Origin of the sequence: Erythrobacter epiphyticus (assembly GCF_034653295.1) — a bacterium.
GTDB lineage: Bacteria > Pseudomonadota > Alphaproteobacteria > Sphingomonadales > Sphingomonadaceae > Erythrobacter.
The window spans coordinates 151,977-170,932 of the sequence record NZ_JAYEEU010000007.1; the positions used below are offsets into that span (position 1 = coordinate 151,977).

An 18,956-nucleotide genomic window follows, 5' to 3' on the forward strand; every position below is an offset into this window, starting at 1 on the left:
CGTTTGCGGCGGTGGCGGGGGGCCGTACGGCCCCCGCGCCCCTTACTCCGCTGCCTCCAGCATTTCGCCGTCGTCGTCCTCATCGAGGATCGACTTCAGTTCGACATTGAGACCCAGCGAGCGCATTTCCTTGACGAGCACGTTGAAGCTCTCCGGAATGCCCGCCTCGAAGGTGTCGTCGCCCTTGACGATCGCTTCGTAGACCTTGGTGCGGCCCACGACATCGTCGGACTTCACCGTCAGCATTTCCTGCAAGGTGTAGGCCGCGCCGTAGGCCTGGAGCGCCCAGACTTCCATTTCGCCGAAGCGCTGGCCGCCGAACTGCGCCTTACCGCCCAGCGGCTGCTGGGTGACGAGGCTGTACGGCCCGATCGAACGTGCGTGGATCTTGTCGTCGACGAGGTGGTGGAGCTTGAGCATGTAGATGATGCCCACGGTCACCTTGCGGTCGAACGCCTCGCCGGTGCGGCCATCATAAAGCGTGGACTGACCCGAAGCATCAATCCCGGCCTTCAGCAACATGTCGGTGACATCGCCTTCGCGCGCGCCGTCGAACACCGGGGTGCCCATCGGGACGCCCGCTGCCAGATTGCCCGCCAGTTCCACGATCTCCGCTGTCGAGCGGCTTTCGAGATCTTCGTGATACTGCTCGCCGTAAACGTCCTTGAGCCGCTCGACCACCGCCGCGGGCGGGGCCACATTGGCAAAGTCTTCCGCCGCATTGGGGTGGGCGGCGCGCCATTCGTCGAGCGCGTTCTTGATCTGGTGACCAAGCCCGCGCGCGGCGAAGCCGAGGTGCGTCTCGAAGATCTGCCCGACGTTCATACGCGACGGCACGCCCAGCGGGTTGAGCACGAGGTCAACCGGCGTCCCGTCTTCGAGGAACGGCATGTCTTCCTGCGGAAGGATGCGCGAAATCACACCCTTGTTCCCGTGACGGCCGGCCATCTTGTCGCCCGGTTGCAGCTTGCGCTTCACCGCGACGAAGACCTTGACCATCTTGAGCACGCCCGGCGCGAGTTCATCGCCGCGTTCGAGCTTTTCCTTGCGGTCCTCGAACTTGGCATCGATCAGCTTCACGGCTTCGTCGTATTGCGACTTCACCGCTTCGATCTGCGCCTGACGGCCATCATCCGCGACGGCGAACTTGAACCATTCGTGGCGCTCGATCTGATCGAGCATCTCTTCGGTGATTGTCTCGCCCTTCTTGCCGCCCTTGGGAGCAGCCGAAGCGGTCTGGCCAATCAGCATGTCCCGCAGACGGTTGTAGGTCGCGCGGTTGAGGATGTTGCGCTCGTCCGCGGCGTCCTTGCGCAGACGTTCGATTTCCTCGTTCTGGATCGCGCGGGTACGGTCATCGATCTCGATGCCGTGACGGTTGAACACGCGCACTTCCACCACGGTGCCCGCAACGCCCGGCGGCAGGCGCAGCGAGGTGTCGCGCACATCGCTCGCCTTTTCGCCGAAGATGGCGCGCAGCAGCTTTTCTTCCGGAGTCATCGGCGATTCGCCCTTGGGCGTGATCTTGCCGACGAGAATGTCACCGGGGTGCACTTCGGCGCCGATATAGACGATGCCCGCTTCGTCGAGGTTGCGCAGGGCTTCCTCGCCGACGTTGGGAATGTCGCGGGTGATGTCTTCCGGCCCGAGCTTGGTGTCGCGCGCCATGACTTCGAACTCCTCGATATGGATCGAGGTGAAGACGTCATCCTTCACGATGCGTTCGCTGATCAGGATCGAGTCTTCGTAGTTGTAGCCATTCCACGGCATGAAGGCGACGAGGCTGTTCTTGCCGAGCGCCAATTCGCCCAGATCGGTCGAGGGGCCATCGGCAATGATGTCGCCCTGCTCGATCACATCACCCACCTTCACCAGCGGGCGCTGGTTGATGCAGGTGTTCTGGTTCGAACGCTGGAATTTCTGCAGGGTGTAGATGTCCACGCCCGACTGGCCGGGTTCGACATCGCCGATCGCGCGGATCACGATACGGGTCGCATCGACCTGATCGACGATCCCGCCGCGCTTGGCCGCAATCGCCGCGCCCGAATCGCGCGCCACGGTTTCTTCCATGCCGGTGCCGACCCACGGCGCTTCCGCCTTTACGAGCGGCACGGCCTGACGCTGCATGTTCGAGCCCATCAACGCGCGGTTGGCGTCATCGTTTTCGAGGAACGGAATGAGCGAGGCCGCAACCGAGACGAGCTGCTTGGGGCTGACGTCCATCAGCGTGATCTGTTCACGCGGGGCCATCAGGTTGTCGCCGTTGTGACGCGCCGAGACCAGCTCTTCGACGAAAGAGCCGTCTTCGTTCAGCTCGGCCGAAGCCTGCGCCACGGTGTGCTTCTGCTCTTCCATCGCCGACAGGTAGATCACATCGCCCGTCACCTTGCCGTCCACCACCTTGCGGTAGGGGGTTTCGATGAAGCCGTACTTGTTGACGCGGCTGAACGAGGCCAGCGAGTTGATCAGACCGATGTTCGGGCCTTCCGGCGTTTCAATCGGACAGATGCGGCCATAGTGGGTCGGGTGCACGTCGCGGACTTCGAAGCCCGCGCGCTCGCGGGTGAGACCGCCCGGCCCGAGCGCCGAAACGCGGCGCTTATGGGTGACTTCCGAGAGCGGGTTGGTCTGGTCCATGAACTGCGAGAGCTGCGAGGAGCCGAAGAACTCACGCACCGCAGCCACGGCGGGCTTGGCGTTGATGAGATCGTTCGGCATCACCGTCGACACATCGACCGAGCTCATGCGCTCTTTCACGGCGCGCTCCATGCGCAGCAGGCCGACGCGGTACTGGTTTTCCAGCAGCTCGCCCACCGAACGCACGCGGCGGTTGCCGAGGTTGTCGATGTCGTCGACTTCGCCCTTGCCGTCCTTCAGGCCGACGAGTTCCTTCACCACCGCGAGGATATCTTCCTTGCGCAGCGTGGTGATGGTGTCTTCGCATTCGAGGCCCAGACGCATGTTGAGCTTCACGCGGCCGACAGCCGAAAGGTCATAGCGCTCGGCATCGAAGAACAGGCCTTCGAACAGCGCTTCGGCGGTTTCCTTCGTCGGCGGTTCGCCCGGACGCATCACCTTGTAGATTGCCTCAAGGCCTTCATCACGGTTCTCGGCCTTGTCGGCCTTGAGCGTGTTGCGGATCCACGGGCCGGTGTTGACTTCATCGATGTCGAGCAGCGGCAGGCGATCAACACCCGCCTTGTCGAGGGTCTCGACATGCTCGAGCGTCACTTCGTCGCCGGCTTCGATGTAGATGCGGCCGGTGGCTTCGTCGATCATGTCGACCGCGGCATAGCGGCTGACGACTTCCTCGGTCGGCAGCAACAATTCGGCGAGACCATCCTTGGCCGCCTTGTTGGCGGCGCGGGGGCTGATCTTCTGGCCAGCGGCGAAGACTTCCTCACCGGTCGCAGCATCAACCAGCGCGAAGGCCGGCTTGGCATTGCGCCATTGTTCGGCCACGAACGGAATCTTCCAGCCGTCCTTGGCGCGCTCCCACGTCACCGTGTTGTAGAAGTGGTGGAGGATATCCTCGGCATCGAGACCGAGCGAATAAAGCAGCGCCGTGACCGGCAGCTTGCGCTTGCGGTCGATGCGGACGTTGACGATGTCCTTGGCGTCGAATTCGAAATCGAGCCACGAACCACGATAGGGAATGACGCGCGCGGCAAACAGCAGCTTGCCCGAGGAATGGGTCTTGCCGCGATCGTGGTCGAACAGCACGCCCGGCGAACGGTGCATCTGCGAGACGATCACACGCTCTGTGCCGTTGATGATGAAGGTGCCGTTCTCGGTCATGAGCGGCATGTCGCCCATGTAGACGTCCTGCTCCTTGATATCGAGCACGGAACGGGTTTCGGTTTCGCTGTCCACCTCGAACACGATGAGGCGCAAGGTCACCTTCATCGGGGCGGCATAGGTGATGCCGCGCTGACGGCACTCGGTGGTGTCGTACTTGGGCTCTTCGAGTTCGTAATGCACGAAATCAAGCTCGGCGGTGCCGGCGAAATCGCGGATCGGGAACACGGAGCGCAGGGTCTTTTCAAGGCCCGAGACATAGCCCACCGACTTATCCGACCGCAGGAACTGTTCGTAGCTTTCGCGCTGCACCTCGATGAGGTTCGGCATCTGCACCACTTCGTGGATGTCGCCGAAGATCTTGCGGATGCGCTTTTTCGCGGTGCCTTGCGCCTTGCGGCTGCGAACGGGGCCGGATTTCGCCTTGGTTGCCATGGAGGAGTGTGCCTCTTTGTGTTGCGCCGCGCGCGAGAAAGCCTCCGGCGCGGACAGGAAAATTCGTGTGTCATCACGCGAGGAGGGACGCCAAGGGCAACGCAAACGCGAAAAAGCCGCATGCCCGGAAGCGCATCTCGGGAGCTTCCGGCAGCAGCAATGGTGTCAGCGTCGCGAAATTGGCGTGCCCGCAGCTTCCATCCGGGACCGAGACTCGCGCAAGAATCAGTCGTGCTCGAAGCGAACGAGAGCGGGTGATGTAGGAGCGCGCCCACGCCCTGTCAATGCAGGCGCGGTGGGGCGCAGACCTCCTAAGCCGGACTTACCGAAAAACGACGCAGGAAATATCGTTTTTCAATATTATTGATTGACGATAAGTCGCGAATCGGATTAGAAGATCCTTATTGAATAGCAATAAGGATTCTCAAGGAGAACGATATGCCCCACCATGCCAAACACGCCGTCTCGGCGCTCGTCGCCTATGCTCTCACGCTCAGCTCCGTGAGCGCGATCGTCGCGGCGCCCCCGGCGAAGGCAGCAGGGCACGCCGCAATTGCAACTGTCGAGCTCGCTTGAGATCGCAACCGGAGACATGATCATGACCCTCGCAAAAGACGATCTGCTGCTGAAACTCGGCAAAGTCATCGCCCTTGCGCTTCAGGCTCTTTGCGTGCTGGGAGGAGGCGTCTTTTTCCTTGTCATCGTGGTGGTCACACTGATCAGCGGAGGCATGCTTCCCGGGCTGTTCGACGCAAACTCCATCCCGGACGCAGCAAAGTATCCGCTTCTGACCGCCGGTATCGGCCTCACAGTCATGGCGAACTTTGCTGCGATGTTCTCCTTCTTCGGCAAAATGCGCGCGCTGATCGAAAGCGCCAGCAAGGGTGACCCCTTCATCCCTGACAACGCGTGGCGCCTCAACGCGATGGCGTGGCTGCTTCTCGGCTCGCAGGTTCTGACTGTGATAGTCGGTGAACTTCGGGTCTATGCCTTCAGCCTTATCGACCCCCAAAGTAAGAGCACACTCGACATCAGCCCTGCCGATCTGGCTGGCTTCCTGATCGTGCTGGTGCTGTTCATTCTCGCCCGCGTGTTCCGCCACGGCGCCGCGATGCGCGCAGACTTGGAAGGAACCGTGTGATGCCGCCGATCAACGACGACCTCGAAGGCACCCGCATCATGGTCAAGCTCGATGACCTGCTCCACGCCCGCCGCATGACGCTCACCGAGCTGGCCGAGCGGGTCGGTCTCACCCTCGCCAACCTGTCGATCCTCAAGACCGGCAAGGCCAAGGCGATCCGTTTCTCGACCCTCGCCGCGATCTGCCGCGAGCTGGAATGCCAGCCGGGCGATCTGCTTGCCTATGCGCCGGGCGAGGAGTGAGATGCCAATTCGCTTGACTTGCGCGCGCAAAACCATAAAGGCGCGCCCCGGCCTTCCTTTCGGGAAGATCATCCGTCCGAGACCGTTGGTGCAGGCAATCGGGCCTGCTTAATTTCCAGCCTAGACGGGGAAACGAGATTTTGCGGGGCGTTCACGCCCCGCGCGCATGCTGGCTTGGCCCTTTGATGGCCTGGCCATGATGCACCCCTCCTTCCCTTTGTCGACGGACTCGCTCGTGCGCGATGCCTTGTGGCGCCGTGTGCGGACAAACGTAGCCGGCCGCGGACGCAGGAGCCATTCCTGCCCACGGCCATAAGTGAAGGAGTATGGCATGGATCGTTCGCAAAAAGCCGACGCGGTTGCCCAGCTCAATGCGGTCTTCAACGAGGTGAGCGTGGTGGTTGTCACCCGCAATCTCGGCATGACAGTGGCACAAACCACTGCCCTGCGCGGCAAGATGCGCGAAGCTGGTGCTTCCTACAAGGTTGCGAAGAACCGTCTCGCCAAGCTCGCCATCAAGGACACCGATTACACCGGTCTGGATGACATGCTCACCGGTCCGGTCGGCCTCGCCTGGTCAACTGACCCGGTTGCGGCTGCCAAGGCTGCTGTCGAATTCGCCAAGACGAACGACAAGCTGGAAATCGTCGGTGGCTCGATGGGTGCAGTGGTGCTCGATCAGGCTGGGGTCCAGGCGCTTGCCTCGATGCCGAGCCTCGACGAGCTGCGTGCCAAGCTGGTGGGTCTCGTCAACGCCCCTGCGACCAAGATCGCACAGGTCGTTACCGCCCCCGCCGCCAAGGTCGCTCGCGTGTTCGGCGCTTATGCCGCCAAGGACGCAGCCTGAGAGACGCTATTCGTCAGACGAAACATCTTGGGACCAAGGACAATGGTGTCTGCCCGTCCCGCCACAATTTTGGAGTGAAACATCATGGCCGATATCGCCAAGCTTGTTGAAGAACTGTCGCAGCTCACCGTGCTGGAAGCTGCTGAACTCGCCAAGGCTCTCGAAGAAGCATGGGGCGTCAGCGCCGCTGCCGCCGTTGCCGTGGCTGCTGCCCCGGCCGCTGCTGCTGAAGCTGCCGAAGAGCAGACCGAATTTGACGTGATCCTCACCGGCGACGGTGGCAAGAAGATCCAGGTCATCAAGGAAGTCCGCGCCATCACCGGCCTCGGCCTGACCGAAGCCAAGGCGCTCGTCGAAGGCGCGCCGAAGGCCCTCAAGGAAGGCGTCAGCAAGGCTGAAGCCGAGGAAGTCAAGAAGAAGATCGAAGAAGCCGGCGGCACCGTCGAGCTCAAGTAAGCTTCGCGCAGACCTCTGCAACAAAGGGGGCGGTGCCGGAAGCGGCGCCGCCCTTTTTTGTTGGCCTTTTCATTTGAAACCCCGCTGCCCGGCCCCTAGAGCCGCAAGGCCCCCGGACCACCATGCACAACACCTCTCCTCTCGAAACGCCCGGCTGGGGGCAGGAACTGCGCGCCACGGCGAAGCTGGCGACGCCGCTCGCGCTCGCCAACCTGCTCCAGATGCTGACCTATGCGATCGATGTGATGTTCATCGCGCGCCTCGGCGAGGTGGAACTGGCGGCATCCGCACTTGCGGTCTCGCTGTTCGGGCTGGTGCTGTGGGCTTTGAGCAGCCTGTGCGGCGCGGTCGCCCCGCTGATTGCCGAGGCGATCGGATCGGGCAATCCCTCGCCGCGCCCGGTGCGCCGTTCGGTGCGCATGGCGCTGTGGCTGGCGGTGCTGAGCGGGCTGGCGGGCATGGGCATCTGCCTGCTGCTCGACCCGATCATGCGGCTTTCCGGCCAGGATCCGGTGATCATCGGACTCGCCCATGATTACAACCTGGTGATTGTCTTTTCGCTGATACCGATGCTGCTGGCCTCGGTGCTGCGCAATTTCGTCTCGGCACTGGGCCGGCCGATCTTCGCCACCGCCATCACCGCGCTTGGCATCGGGGTCAATGCGCTGGGCAATTACGCCTTCATCTTCGGCAAGTTCGGCGCGCCCGCGCTCGGCCTTGAAGGCGCGGCGATTGCGACCATCCTCACCGCGTTGTTCAGCCTTGCGGCCTATGTCATCGCCATCCGGCTTGATCCGGCGTTGCACCGCTACCGCGTGTTCGTGCGGCTGTTCGCGCCAGATTGGCAGCGCTTTGCCCTGATCCTCAAGATCGGGGTGCCGATCGCGCTGACCGTGACGGCCGAAGCAGGGATTTTCGGCGCTGCGGCTTTCATGATGGGCAATTTCGGCGCGGCCCAACTGGCCGGGCACACGGTCGCGCTGCAACTCGCCGCGTTGGCCTTCCAAGTGCCCTTCGGCGTCGGACAGGCCGCCGCGATCCGGGTCGGCTATTTCTACGGTGCGCGCGACCGCGCCGGGATCAAGCGCGCGGGCTGGGTGGCGCTGGCGCTCGGCACGGGGTTCATGGCGCTCACCGCCAGCGCGATGGTGCTCGCCCCCGAACTCTTGCTGTCGATCTATGTTGATCCCGCCGACATGGCCAATGCCGCGCTGGTCGGCTTTGCGCTGCAATACCTGCTGCTCGCCGCGATCTTCCAGCTTGCCGATGGTGTGCAGGCGGTTGCCGCTGGGGCCTTGCGCGGGTTGCAGGATACGCGCGTGCCGATGTGGATCGCGATCTTCAGCTACTGGGTGCCGGGCATCGGCCTTGCCGTGGGGCTGGGCTTCTTCACCCCGCTCGAAGGGACGGGCGTGTGGATCGGCCTTGCCACCGGGCTGTTCTTTGCTGCGGTGCTCCTGATCCGCCGCTGGGGGAAGCGCGATGCGCTGGGCCTCACTGGGGCGGTGCCGGAATTGTCCTGACCTCGCGCTGCGGGAAGGGAATCGAGATGCCCACTTCCGCAAAGCGGTTCTTGGCAGCCTCGGTCAATTCCCACGACACCCGCAGGTAATCGGGCGTCGCACACCACACCCGCAAGCCGATATTGACCGCGCTTTCCGCAAGCGCCGCGACAAACACCACCGGCTCGGGATCATCGAGCACACGCGGATCGGCATGGGCGAGCGCCAGCAGCTCGCTGCGCGCCTGCGCGATGCTGTCGGCATAGCCAATGCCGATCACCAGTTCGAACCGGCGGGTCGGCTGGCGCGAGAAATTGACGATCGGCTTGTTCCACAGCTCGTTGTTGGGCACCATCACGTAGAGCCCATCAAGCTGGGTGATTTCGGTGGTGAAGAGGCCAATCGCCTGCACCGTGCCCGCGACTGTTCCGCAAGTGATGTACTCGCCCACCCGGAACGGGCGTTGCAGCAGGATCATCACCCCGGCCGCGACATTGCTGAGCGTGCCTTGCAGCGCCAGACCGACCGCCAGCGCCAGACCGCCGAGCGCGGCGATGATCGTGGTGGTCTGCACCCCGAACTGGGTGAGCACCGTAACGCCGAGGATCACCCACAACGCATATTTGACGACATTGCCGAGGAACTTGGCGACGGTGGGTTCGATCCGCTCTGACCTGTTCAGCGCCTTGTCCGCTGCCCGCCCCAGCGTGCGCACCACGAAAAAGCCGATAACCGTCACGGCAAAGGCGCCGGACAGCTCGATCAGATTGGCACGCAGCCAGAGCCACGCCTGACCGGCAAAATTCAGATCCTGGCTCAACTGGTTCAGCGCTGTGGTGGGGTCAATCAAAGGATACTCGCAAGTCAGATGTGGCAAGAACGGGCCGCGCAAACTGCGCGGCCCGTGCTGTGCCTAGCCGCCCATGCCGGTGATTTCCACCCGCTGCGCTTCAGACAGTGCCTCGCCTGCGCCGGACGCCCGGCACTTTGCCCCGCGTCAGGGGGCTGGGGGGGCAGCCGCTTCCGCGCCCGCTTCGGCCGGGGCTGCGGCATCGGTGGCAGCGGCTTCGGCACCAGCCTCGGCATCGGCGGCCACATCGTCGCTGACCACCGGCTCGGCCGGGACAAGCGGCGCGGCGGCGGGTGCGGGCGCTTCAACCGCGACGGCATCTTCGGACTTGGAGCTGATATACATCGCGACAATCGCCGCCACGAGCATGATGATCGCGCCTGCGCCGAACACCAGCGCGGCCAGCCCGAAGAAATCGCCGCCCGCAGGTGCCGGGGCCGGACGCCCGCCTCTCTGGAAATTGTCTGCCATGCTTTCCTCCCCTTTCCTTTGACCCATCTGTCTGGCGTCGCGGCGCTTTCCCCATGGCCGTGACAGGCACGATCCTATCACGACCCGCATCCCGCGCCAAATCCCTGCAAGATTTTTCGCCCGCGCTGCTTGACTCCACCGCTGCCCACAACCATCTGCCACTCGTTGGCACTCCCCCTACGAGAGTGCCAATTCACGGAAACCCCTATTCAGGAAAGGTCATAGACATGGCATTTCGTCCGCTGCACGACCGCGTTGTCGTCCGCCGCATCGAAGCCGACCAGAAGACCGCTGGCGGCATCATCATCCCCGACAGCGCTCAGGAAAAGCCGAGCGAAGGCGAAATCATCGCTGTGGGTGAAGGCACCCGCGACGACGATGGCGACCGTATCCCGCTCGACGTCAAGGTCGGCGACCGCGTGCTGTTCGGCAAGTGGTCGGGCACCGAAGTCAAGATCAACGGCGAAGACCTGCTGATCATGAAGGAAAGCGACATCATGGGTGTGCTGGGCTGATCGCCTGACCCCTTTCGCTTCTTTTCCACCCCAAGAACATTATCTCAGGAGAAACAATCATGGCTGCCAAGGACGTGAAGTTCGGCCGCGAAGCCCGCGAAGGCATTCTGCGCGGCGTCGATATCCTCGCCAACGCTGTCAAGGTGACGCTCGGCCCCAAGGGCCGCAATGTCGTCATCGACAAGAGCTTCGGCGCGCCGCGCATCACCAAGGACGGTGTGAGCGTCGCCAAGGAAATCGAGCTCAAGGACAAGTACGAGAACATGGGCGCACAGATGCTGCGCGAAGTGGCCTCGAAGGCGAATGATGCGGCCGGTGACGGCACCACCACCGCCACCGTGCTCGCCCAGGCGATCGTGACCGAAGGCATGAAGTCGGTCGCGGCCGGGATGAACCCGATGGATCTGAAGCGCGGCATCGATCAGGCCGTGATCGCCGTCGTCGAAAACCTCAAGGCGCGTTCGAAGGACGTGTCGGACAGCTCGGAAATCGCGCAGGTCGGCATCATTTCGGCCAACGGCGACCGTGAAGTCGGCGAGAAGATCGCCGAAGCCATGGAAAAGGTCGGCAAGGAAGGCGTGATCACCGTCGAGGAAGCCAAGGGCCTCGAGTTCGAGCTCGATGTCGTCGAAGGCATGCAGTTCGACCGCGGCTACCTGTCGCCCTACTTCATCACCAACCCCGACAAGATGACGGTGGAACTGGATAACCCCTACATCCTGATCCACGAGAAGAAGCTGTCGAACCTCCAGTCGATGCTGCCGATCCTCGAGGCCGTGGTGCAGTCGGGCCGTCCGCTCCTCATCATCGCGGAAGACATCGAAGGCGAAGCGCTCGCGACCCTCGTGGTCAACAAGCTGCGCGGCGGCCTCAAGGTTGCAGCGGTCAAGGCTCCGGGCTTCGGCGATCGTCGCAAGGCGATGCTGCAGGACATCGCGATCCTCACCAAGGGCGAGATGATCAGCGAAGACCTCGGCATCAAGCTCGAGAACGTCACCGTCGGCATGCTCGGTCAGGCCAAGAAGGTCTCGATCGACAAGGACAACACCACCATCGTCGATGGCGCCGGTTCGGCTGACGACATCAAGGCGCGCGTCGCCGAGATCCGCACCCAGATCGACAACACCACCAGCGATTACGACCGCGAGAAGCTGCAAGAGCGTCTCGCCAAGCTCGCCGGCGGTGTGGCCGTGATCAAGGTTGGCGGTGCGACCGAAGTCGAAGTGAAGGAGCGCAAGGATCGCGTCGATGACGCCCTCCACGCGACCCGCGCTGCGGTGGAAGAAGGCATCGTTCCGGGCGGCGGTACCGCGCTGCTCTACGCCACCAAGGCTCTCGAAGGCCTCAAGGGCGCGAACGAAGACCAGACCCGCGGCATCGACATCATCCGCAAGGCGATCACCGCCCCGATCAAGCAGATCGCCCAGAACGCCGGCCACGATGGCGCGGTCGTCGCGGGCAACCTGCTGCGCGAGAATGACGAAACGCAGGGCTTCAACGCTGCGACCGACACCTACGAAAACCTGGTGAAGGCCGGCGTGATTGACCCGACCAAGGTTGTCCGCACCGCGCTGCAGGATGCGGCCTCGGTTGCCGGCCTGCTGATCACCACCGAAGCGGCGATCGTCGAGCGTCCGGAAGACAAGCCGGCCGCGCCTGCGATGCCCGACATGGGCGGCATGGGTTTCTAAGCCGCTAGGGCGGGCTGGGGCCAGCGCAAGCTGGCGCCGCCTCGCCCGAGGCGACCCAAGCACCAGAACAAGAAAACCCCGGCGGAGCGATCCGTCGGGGTTTTTCTTTGCAAAAGCTACAAGGTCTGCCCGTCGTCGAGCACGAAGTCCGTCCCCGTCACAAACTCTGCCGCATCGGAGCACAGGAACAGGATCATCGCATCCAGCCCTTCCTCACCCATGAGGCGCCGCTTGGGGAACTTCGCGATCTGCTTCTTGCCGCCTTCGGTATCGAACCACGCATCGTTGATCGCGGTGCGAATATAGCCGGGCGAGACGGTGTTGACGTTGATCCCGGCCCGCGCCCACTCGCGCGCCAGCGTGCGGCCCGCTTGCACCACCCCCGCCTTGGACGCGGCATAGGCGACAAGGCCGGGCGAAGGCTCAAAAGCGGTGATCGAGGCGATCATCACGATCCGGCCCTTGGTGATACCGTGCGCCATCATGCGCTTGGCGCCCTCGCGCGCGGTCAGGATCGCACCTTTGAGGTTGATCGCGAGGGTCTGTTCGATCTCGTCTTCGGCAATGGTGGTCGCCATGCCCGCGCCGTCCACCCCGGCATTGGCGATGACGGTATCGACGGGGCCGAAAGCAGCCTCCGCCGCGTCGAACCCGGCGATGATGTCGGCCTCGCGCGCGACATCCATCCGGATCGCGGCGGCCTGCGGGCCGATTTCGGTCGCGAGCGCTTCCAGCCGCTCCTTTCGCCGCGCGCCCAGCGCCACTTGCGCGCCGCTTGCCGCAAGGATGCGCCCGAAGCGGGTGCCAAGGCCCGACGAAGCGCCGGTAATGAGCGCCGTGCGCCCGGTGAGGTCGAAGGAGAAGCTCATACGTGTCTCATTTCATCGTCATTGCGAGCGACCGAAGTCGGCGAGGGGTCACCCTTAGCGGATGGGAGAGGAATACCCCAACTGTCCCGCCTTGCAGATCGTCTGCGCGCGGTTGAAGCTGTCGCGCTTCTCGGCCGCGCGTTGGATATGATAGCGGATCGTGGCGCGTGACCATCGCGAACGGCGTCCCGAATTCGGCAAATTCGCGGCTGAGATCCTCCCACCAGCGCGTGCCCTCTTCCAGCCAGCGGAAGATATCGGCGTTGCGGATCGTGCCATCGGCATCGACCATCGGCTCCTTCGAAGAAATGTCATCGCACACCGCAATCTGCATGCCGCGTTCGCGCGCGATGCGGGCCAGATTGACCGCCGCATCATGAATGTCTTCGGGGCAAGTGATCCTTACCTGATCGAGAAATTGTTCGAGTGTCTCACGCCCTTGGGGAGTGCGAAGATCGACAAGATTGCTGGCCATTTCGCGCGCTCTCCTCTCAGATCCCACTGATTCGCGAGCGGAGTCTCTTTTCAACGGGATTCTCTCCCAATTAAACTAGGGGAAGAGCGAGCCCCGAGCAGCTAGTGAAGGCGCCAGAAGGGAGCTTGGCACAATGGTCTGGAAAGGTTCGAATTTCGGTGTCGCATTGAAGGCGCTGGCGCAGGCCATGCCGCCCGATCGTCCCGCGATCCTGCACGGCAGCCGCGTCATCAACTGGCACGATCTGGACGCGCTGACCGACAGAATCGCCGCAGGTCTGGCCGCGCGCGGGCTCAAGCCGGGCGACATTGCCGGGCAAATGCTGCGCAACACGCCCGACTATCTGCTGGCCTATTTCGGCTGCATCAAGGCAGGCGTCACGCCGGTCAATGTGAACTACCATTACAAGGCCCGCGAACTCGCCGATATTGTCAGTCGCTTTGGCCTCAAGGCGCTGTTCACCGAAAGCGACTTTGCCACCATCGCCCGCACCGCGATGCTAGGCGGCACGGCGACAGTGGATGTCGGGAGCCCGGACTGGGCGGCGCTGTGCGACACGCCCCTGCCCGCGGGTTTTGCCGCGCATGATGATCCGGCGGCGCTGTTTCTCACCGCCACCGGCGGCACCACTGGCATGCCCAAGGCGGTGATGTGGCCGATGGAGGAAGCCTGGGGTGCCTTCAGCATCTCGGTCTGGCAGCGCCCGCCCGGCACGCCGCCGCTGGTGACGACGAGCCTCGATGAGCAGGTGGCAGAAGCGGCCCGCATCGGCCCGGATCATCCCGCCAGCACCTCGCCGCTGCTGCTGCTTTCCCCGCTGATGCACGGCGCCGGGCAATTCAGCGCGGTGATCCACCTGCTGAAAGGCGGCACGCTCGCGCTGCTTCCGGCGGAGAAGTTCGATGCTGACCTCGCGCTCGACGAAATCCGGCGCGTGCAAGCACGCGGCGTGTTCATTGTCGGTGATGCCTTCGCGCTGCCGCTAGCTGATCGGCTCGATGCGCGCGCGGATCGCGCCGAGATGGTGGCGAGCCTCAAAAGCATCACCTCGTCTGGCGCGGTGTTCTCGCCCGCGCTCAAGCAACGCCTGCTGGCGCATAATCCGGCGCTGATGATTGTCGATGCGCTCGGCTCCTCCGAAAGCTCGGGCACCGGGATTGTCATCACCACCGCGCAAGGTTCATCCGGCGGAGGCAAGTTCCAGCCGCTGCCGGGGCGCGAAACCAAGCTGTTTGACGAAAACCTCACGGAAATCCCGCCCGGCTCGGACGGCGTCGGGATAGTCGCGCGCACCGGGCCGTTGCCCTTGGGCTATCTCGGCGAGGACGCAAAGAACGCGCAGACCTTCCCCGTGATTGGCGGCCAGCGCTGGCTGATGACGGGCGACCGCGCGCGCTGGGCGGCGGACGGCACGCTCGAATTCATCGGGCGCGACAATATGTGCATCAACACCGGGGGCGAGAAAGTCTTCCCCGAGGAAGTCGAAGCGGTCTTGCAGAATCACCCGGCGGTGCATGATGTCCGGGTGGTAAGCCTGCCGGACGCCCGCTTTGGCCGCAAGGTGGTGGCGGTGGTGCAGCCCGCAGACGATGTTGCGGGCTTGGCCGAGGCCCTCGATCAGCACGCTCGCGCGGGGCTGGCGGGCTACAAGATCCCGCGGCTTTACCTGTTTACCGAGCGCGCGCTTCGGCTCAACAATGGCAAGCCTGACTACAAGACAGCGCAAGCGCTGGCGGATGCAGCGGCGGGTTAGCGCGACACGCCGCCACCGATCCGGCGGCATTTCAGCGCGATCACCTGCTGCGCCAATTGCGATGGCCGGCCGCCCGCGCGCCGCACTTCCCGCTCGACACAGGCTTGCTCCGGCGATCGGCTATCCACGGTGTCGCCGCGCAACAGACGCTCGAAATCGATGACATCCTGCAAATCCTGCGCCGACAGATCCCCGGCCGAGAGATTACCGCTCAAGAGCGCTTCATAATTAGCGCGTGCGCGGGCCGGGCGATCATTGTCTGCGGCTGGCAGCGGCGAGGCCGCGGGCGGCGGGGCGCGGTTGATGACGGTCGGAGGCGGCGAGGCCTGCGCCGCACTGGCCTGCGCCGTGATCAGCAGCGCGCCCGCCGAGATGACCAGCACGGAGACTGACTGGATGGCTTTGATCATGACCTGTCTCCCTCCGCCCGAGCGAGGCGCGCGCGGCAACTGCGGCAGACGGGGTCTCATGCAGCGGCTGAACCGGTGCTGACGAGCGCTTCGGGCCCCCGCCTTTACCCGCTGGCATCGCCGATCAGGCTTCGAGCTCGATGTCCCAATACAGCCAGTCGCGCCACGTTTCGTGGAGGTAATTGGGCGGAAACTGCTTGCCATGCTGCTGCAATTGCCAGCTTGTCGGGCGGATCGGGGTGCGGTGCACCGGCATCCCGGCCTGCTTGGGGGTGCGCCCGCCCTTCTTCATGTTGCACGGCGCACAGGCGGTGATGATGTTCTCCCACGTGGTGCGCCCGCCCAAGCGGCGCGGCGTCACATGATCGAAGGTGAGATGTTCGGTGCTCCCGCAATACTGGCACTGGAAGCGATCGCGCAGGAATACGTTGAACCGCGTGAAGGCAGGAAATTCGCTCTGCTTCACATATTGCCTGAGCGCGATCACGCTCGGGATCTTCATGTCGAGCGAGGGGGAATGCACCTCGCGATCATAGCTCGCGACAATATCCACCCGATCAAGGAACACCGCCTTGATCGCGGTCTGCCAGGGCCACAGGCTCAAAGGATAGTAGGACAGCGGGGTGTAGTCCGCGTTGAGCACCAGCGCAGGACAGGCCGACAGATTGCGTGTCGGATCCTCGTCAACCCCGCGGAAACGGGCGGCGTTTTCGATCAGTTCGGCATTGAACACGTGTCGCGCTCTCCCTGATTGACTGCACTGTGCAATGCCAAGGCAAAGAGTCAAAGCCATGACAGCGGTGATATCCACAGGATGAGCCTGTGGATATCCTGTGGGCAGGGCAAGGATATTTCACCGGCCGCCCGCCTGTGGCATGGCCCGCGCGTGGACATCGTCACCCGCTTCGCCCCCAGTCCGAACGGCCCGCTGCATCAGGGCCACGCGCTCAGCGCGATCTTCGCGCATGATCTGGCGCGCGCGGCAGGCGGGCGGTTTCTGCTGCGGATCGAGGATATTGACGGGCCGCGCTCGCGTCCGGAACTCGCCGAGGAATTCCGCCGCGATCTGGCATGGCTGGGGCTCGCATGGGAGGAAGTCCCGGCCCAATCGACCCGCCTTGCCAGCTATGTCGCGGCGGCAGAGCGGTTAAACGCGCTCGGCGTGCTTTACCCCTGCACCTGCACCCGCAAGGAGATCGAGGACGCCGGCGCCCACCCCGGGTGGGAGGGTCTGATCTACCCCGGCACTTGCCGCCACCGTCCCCCCGATCCGTCGCGCCCCGCCGCGTGGCGGCTTGATGCGAAAAAGGCGCTGGCGCTCACCGGGCCGCTGGTGTGGGACGATGCGCTGGCTGGCGCGCAGACCGTCGACCTTTCTGGTCTTGGCGATGTGGTGCTGGTGCGCAAGGATCTGCCCGCAAGCTATCATCTTGCTGTCACGCTGGATGATGCCGCCGATGGCGTCACACTGGTGACCCGCGGCGCCGATCTGTTTGCCGCGAGCCATGTCCACCGCACCTTGCAAGCCTTGCTCGGCCTGCCGGTGCCGCGCTGGCATCATCACGCGCTGCTGCGCGATGAAACCGGCGAGAAACTCGCCAAGCGGCGCGGCTCCCCTGCGCTTGCGGATCGCCGCTTGGCGGGCGAGGATGGCGCGATGCTCGCCGCACAACTGCGGTTGCAACATTTGGCACTTGGAACCTGAGCGCGAAGCGTCCATTGTAGCGGGCATGAACTACGTCCTCGTCCCCGTTCTGCTCGTCCTCATGGGATTGGTGGCCTTCTCGCTCATCAAGGGTATTGTCGCCTTCCTCAAGACGACCAAGATCGATCTTGAAACCGGCGAAGGCAGCACCGCCACGGATATGCAGCTTGCCCAGAACCGGGCGATGTTCGCGCGCATCAAGTATCAGGGGCTTGCCATCGCGGTCGTCGCGATCCTGCTGGCCGTTTCGCGCTGATCGCGGCGCGGCGCGGCGATGGTCAAACTCAACCGCATCTACACCCGCACCGGCGATGATGGGACGACGGGCCTTGTCGATGGCTCGCGCTCGCCCAAGCACGCCTTGCGCATTGAAGCGATCGGCGCTGTTGACGAAGCCAATGCCGCGCTCGGCTTTGCCCTGCGCAAACTGAGCGCCGAGCCGGCCGATCAGGTGTTCCGGATCCAGAATGATCTGTTTGATCTCGGCGCTGACCTCGCGACCCCGGCGGGTGACGGGGATGATTTCGCACCGTCCGACATGGTGCTGCGCATCGTGCCGTCACAGGTCGCGTGGCTGGAAGCGCGGATCGATGCGCTGACCGCCGTGCTCGAACCGCTCACCAGCTTCATCCTGCCGGGCGGGACAGAGGCCGCAGCGCGGCTCCACCTCGCCCGCACCGCCGTTCGCCGCGCCGAACGCGCGATGACAGCGCTGGCCGCGAGCGAGCCGACCAATCCGGCCGCCTTGCACTACATCAACCGCCTGTCGGATTATCTCTTCGTCCTGGGCCGCGCCGCCAACCGCGGTGGCAAGGACGACATAAAGTGGGTTCCGGGCGCCAACCGCTAGCCAAGGCCAGCCATCCTCGCTAGGGCAGCGGCATTTGCTGCACTTGCGAAGGGAATTGCCATGCACAATGTCGCCGTGATCGGAGCGGGCCAGATGGGAACGGGCATCGCCCAGACCGTCGCGGGCCACGGCATGCAGGTGCTGCTGGCCGATGTCGATCTGGCGCGCGCGGAAGCGGGCAAGGCTGTGGTGGAGAAAGCGCTCGCCAAGCTGATGGGGCGCGGCAAGATCGATGTGGCCGAGGCGGAAAGCCTGCTCGCCCGCATCACCCCGGTTGCCGATTATGCGCCGATGGCCGATGCCGAGCTGATCATCGAAGCCGCGACCGAGCGCGAGGAAATCAAGAACGCGATCTTTGAAAAGGCGGGCCAGGTGCTGGCTGCGGGCGCGATCATGGCGTCGAACACCTCGTCGATCCCGATCACCCGCATGGCCAACCACTCGCCCGATCCGGCGCGCTTCATCGGGCTGCACTTCTTCAACCCGGTGCCGGTGATGGGCCTGATCGAGGTCATCCCCGGCCTTGCCACCTCCAAGGACACGACCGACCGGGTCACTGCCTTCGCCAAGGGGCTGGGCAAGGAAGTGGTGCTTTCGCAGGATGAACCCGGCTTCGTCGTCAACCGCATCCTGCTGCCGATGATCAATGAAGCGGTCTTCGTGCTCGGCCAGTCGACGGCGGGGATCGAGGATATCGACAAGGGCTGCCGCCTCGGCCTCAATCACCCGATGGGGCCGCTGCAACTGGCTGATTTTGTCGGGCTCGATACCTGCCTTGATATCATCAAGGTGCTCTACAAGACCACGCGCGACAGCAAGTATCGCCCGGCTCCGCTGCTGGTGAAATATGTCGAGGCAGGCTGGCTTGGCCGCAAAACCGGGCGCGGCTTTTACGATTACACCGGCGACGTCCCCGTCCCGACCCGCTGATCGCGAAGCGGCCCTC

The 18,956-nt window shown here is 63.9% G+C and carries 19 protein-coding genes; 12 read left to right on the forward strand and 7 right to left on the reverse strand.

Features of this window, described 5'->3' with window-relative positions; genetic code table 11:
• Positions 1 to 42: 42 nt before the first annotated feature.
• Positions 43 to 4,233: a DNA-directed RNA polymerase subunit beta gene (gene rpoB / locus SOQ14_RS06270; RefSeq protein WP_322897202.1), complete on the reverse strand. Its 4,191-nt coding sequence runs from the start codon at positions 4,231 to 4,233 to the stop codon at positions 43 to 45.
• Positions 4,234 to 4,825: 592 nt separating this feature from the next.
• On the opposite strand from rpoB, the gene SOQ14_RS06275 reads away from it, so the two are divergent.
• From SOQ14_RS06275 to SOQ14_RS06295, 5 genes are all read left to right on the forward strand, one after another.
• Entirely contained in the window at positions 4,826 to 5,374 is a 549-nt protein-coding gene (locus tag SOQ14_RS06275) for a DUF2975 domain-containing protein (protein WP_322897203.1), read from the forward strand.
• Positions 5,374 to 5,616, forward strand: coding sequence for a helix-turn-helix domain-containing protein (locus SOQ14_RS06280; RefSeq protein ID WP_322897204.1), 243 nt, complete (start codon positions 5,374 to 5,376; stop codon positions 5,614 to 5,616). The genes SOQ14_RS06275 and SOQ14_RS06280 overlap by 1 nt, the downstream gene beginning before the upstream one ends.
• A 331-nt stretch (positions 5,617 to 5,947) precedes the next feature.
• Positions 5,948 to 6,463 (forward strand): 50S ribosomal protein L10, encoded by a 516-nt coding sequence (rplJ, locus tag SOQ14_RS06285; RefSeq protein WP_322897205.1) that lies wholly within the window; start codon positions 5,948 to 5,950, stop codon positions 6,461 to 6,463.
• Between the two features lie 84 nt (positions 6,464 to 6,547).
• Complete coding sequence (gene rplL, locus SOQ14_RS06290; protein WP_322897206.1) at positions 6,548 to 6,919, forward strand: 50S ribosomal protein L7/L12; 372 nt, start codon at positions 6,548 to 6,550, stop codon at positions 6,917 to 6,919.
• Between the two features lie 122 nt (positions 6,920 to 7,041).
• The gene (locus tag SOQ14_RS06295) at positions 7,042 to 8,442 is read left to right on the forward strand and encodes an MATE family efflux transporter (RefSeq protein WP_322897207.1); all 1,401 of its coding nucleotides are present in this window, start codon (positions 7,042 to 7,044) and stop codon (positions 8,440 to 8,442) included.
• On the opposite strand, the gene SOQ14_RS06300 is transcribed toward SOQ14_RS06295, so the two are convergent.
• Together SOQ14_RS06300 and SOQ14_RS06305 are read right to left on the reverse strand one after the other, a co-directional pair.
• Complete coding sequence (locus tag SOQ14_RS06300; protein ID WP_322897208.1) at positions 8,414 to 9,271, reverse strand: mechanosensitive ion channel family protein; 858 nt, start codon at positions 9,269 to 9,271, stop codon at positions 8,414 to 8,416. The genes SOQ14_RS06295 and SOQ14_RS06300 overlap by 29 nt on opposite strands.
• A 147-nt stretch (positions 9,272 to 9,418) precedes the next feature.
• On the reverse strand, positions 9,419 to 9,742 hold the full coding sequence (locus tag SOQ14_RS06305) for a hypothetical protein (RefSeq protein WP_322897209.1): 324 nt from the start codon (positions 9,740 to 9,742) through the stop codon (positions 9,419 to 9,421).
• Between the two features lie 227 nt (positions 9,743 to 9,969).
• Between SOQ14_RS06305 and groES the strand changes: the two genes are divergently transcribed.
• Both groES and groL read left to right on the forward strand, forming a co-directional pair.
• Positions 9,970 to 10,257 carry a co-chaperone GroES gene (gene groES, locus SOQ14_RS06310; RefSeq protein WP_322897210.1) on the forward strand — a complete coding sequence of 96 codons (288 nt, stop codon included), beginning with the start codon at positions 9,970 to 9,972 and terminating at the stop codon, positions 10,255 to 10,257.
• Between the two features lie 59 nt (positions 10,258 to 10,316).
• Positions 10,317 to 11,948, forward strand: a complete 1,632-nt coding sequence (groL, locus tag SOQ14_RS06315) for a chaperonin GroEL (protein ID WP_322897211.1) — start codon at positions 10,317 to 10,319, stop codon at positions 11,946 to 11,948.
• Positions 11,949 to 12,064: 116 nt separating this feature from the next.
• Here groL and SOQ14_RS06320 read toward each other — a convergent pair whose 3' ends face one another.
• On the reverse strand, positions 12,065 to 12,817 hold the full coding sequence (locus SOQ14_RS06320; RefSeq protein ID WP_322897212.1) for an SDR family NAD(P)-dependent oxidoreductase: 753 nt from the start codon (positions 12,815 to 12,817) through the stop codon (positions 12,065 to 12,067).
• A gap of 7 nt (positions 12,818 to 12,824) precedes the next feature.
• Entirely contained in the window at positions 12,825 to 13,292 is a 468-nt protein-coding gene (locus SOQ14_RS06325) for a hypothetical protein (RefSeq protein ID WP_322897213.1), read from the reverse strand.
• Positions 13,293 to 13,425: 133 nt separating this feature from the next.
• Here SOQ14_RS06325 and SOQ14_RS06330 point away from each other — a divergent pair, with 133 nt between their 5' ends.
• Positions 13,426 to 15,045, forward strand: coding sequence for an AMP-binding protein (locus SOQ14_RS06330; RefSeq protein WP_322897214.1), 1,620 nt, complete (start codon positions 13,426 to 13,428; stop codon positions 15,043 to 15,045).
• Here SOQ14_RS06330 and SOQ14_RS06335 read toward each other — a convergent pair.
• The gene (locus SOQ14_RS06335) at positions 15,042 to 15,455 is read right to left on the reverse strand and encodes a hypothetical protein (protein ID WP_322897215.1); all 414 of its coding nucleotides are present in this window, start codon (positions 15,453 to 15,455) and stop codon (positions 15,042 to 15,044) included. The genes SOQ14_RS06330 and SOQ14_RS06335 overlap by 4 nt on opposite strands.
• Positions 15,456 to 15,579: 124 nt before the next feature.
• The gene (locus SOQ14_RS06340; protein ID WP_322897217.1) at positions 15,580 to 16,188 is read right to left on the reverse strand and encodes an HNH endonuclease; all 609 of its coding nucleotides are present in this window, start codon (positions 16,186 to 16,188) and stop codon (positions 15,580 to 15,582) included.
• A gap of 81 nt (positions 16,189 to 16,269) precedes the next feature.
• On the opposite strand from SOQ14_RS06340, the gene gluQRS reads away from it, so the two are divergent.
• From gluQRS to SOQ14_RS06360, 4 genes are read left to right on the forward strand one after another with little or no spacing between them, the layout of a single operon-like run.
• A complete protein-coding gene (gene gluQRS / locus SOQ14_RS06345; protein ID WP_322897218.1) occupies positions 16,270 to 17,160 on the forward strand; it encodes a tRNA glutamyl-Q(34) synthetase GluQRS in 891 nt (296 codons plus the stop codon).
• 25 nt (positions 17,161 to 17,185) lie between these two features.
• Entirely contained in the window at positions 17,186 to 17,416 is a 231-nt protein-coding gene (locus tag SOQ14_RS06350; RefSeq protein WP_322897219.1) for a hypothetical protein, read from the forward strand.
• A gap of 18 nt (positions 17,417 to 17,434) precedes the next feature.
• The gene (locus tag SOQ14_RS06355) at positions 17,435 to 18,010 is read left to right on the forward strand and encodes a cob(I)yrinic acid a,c-diamide adenosyltransferase (RefSeq protein ID WP_322897220.1); all 576 of its coding nucleotides are present in this window, start codon (positions 17,435 to 17,437) and stop codon (positions 18,008 to 18,010) included.
• Positions 18,011 to 18,070: 60 nt separating this feature from the next.
• A complete protein-coding gene (locus tag SOQ14_RS06360) occupies positions 18,071 to 18,940 on the forward strand; it encodes a 3-hydroxyacyl-CoA dehydrogenase family protein (RefSeq protein ID WP_322897221.1) in 870 nt (289 codons plus the stop codon).
• Positions 18,941 to 18,956 lie beyond the last annotated feature (16 nt).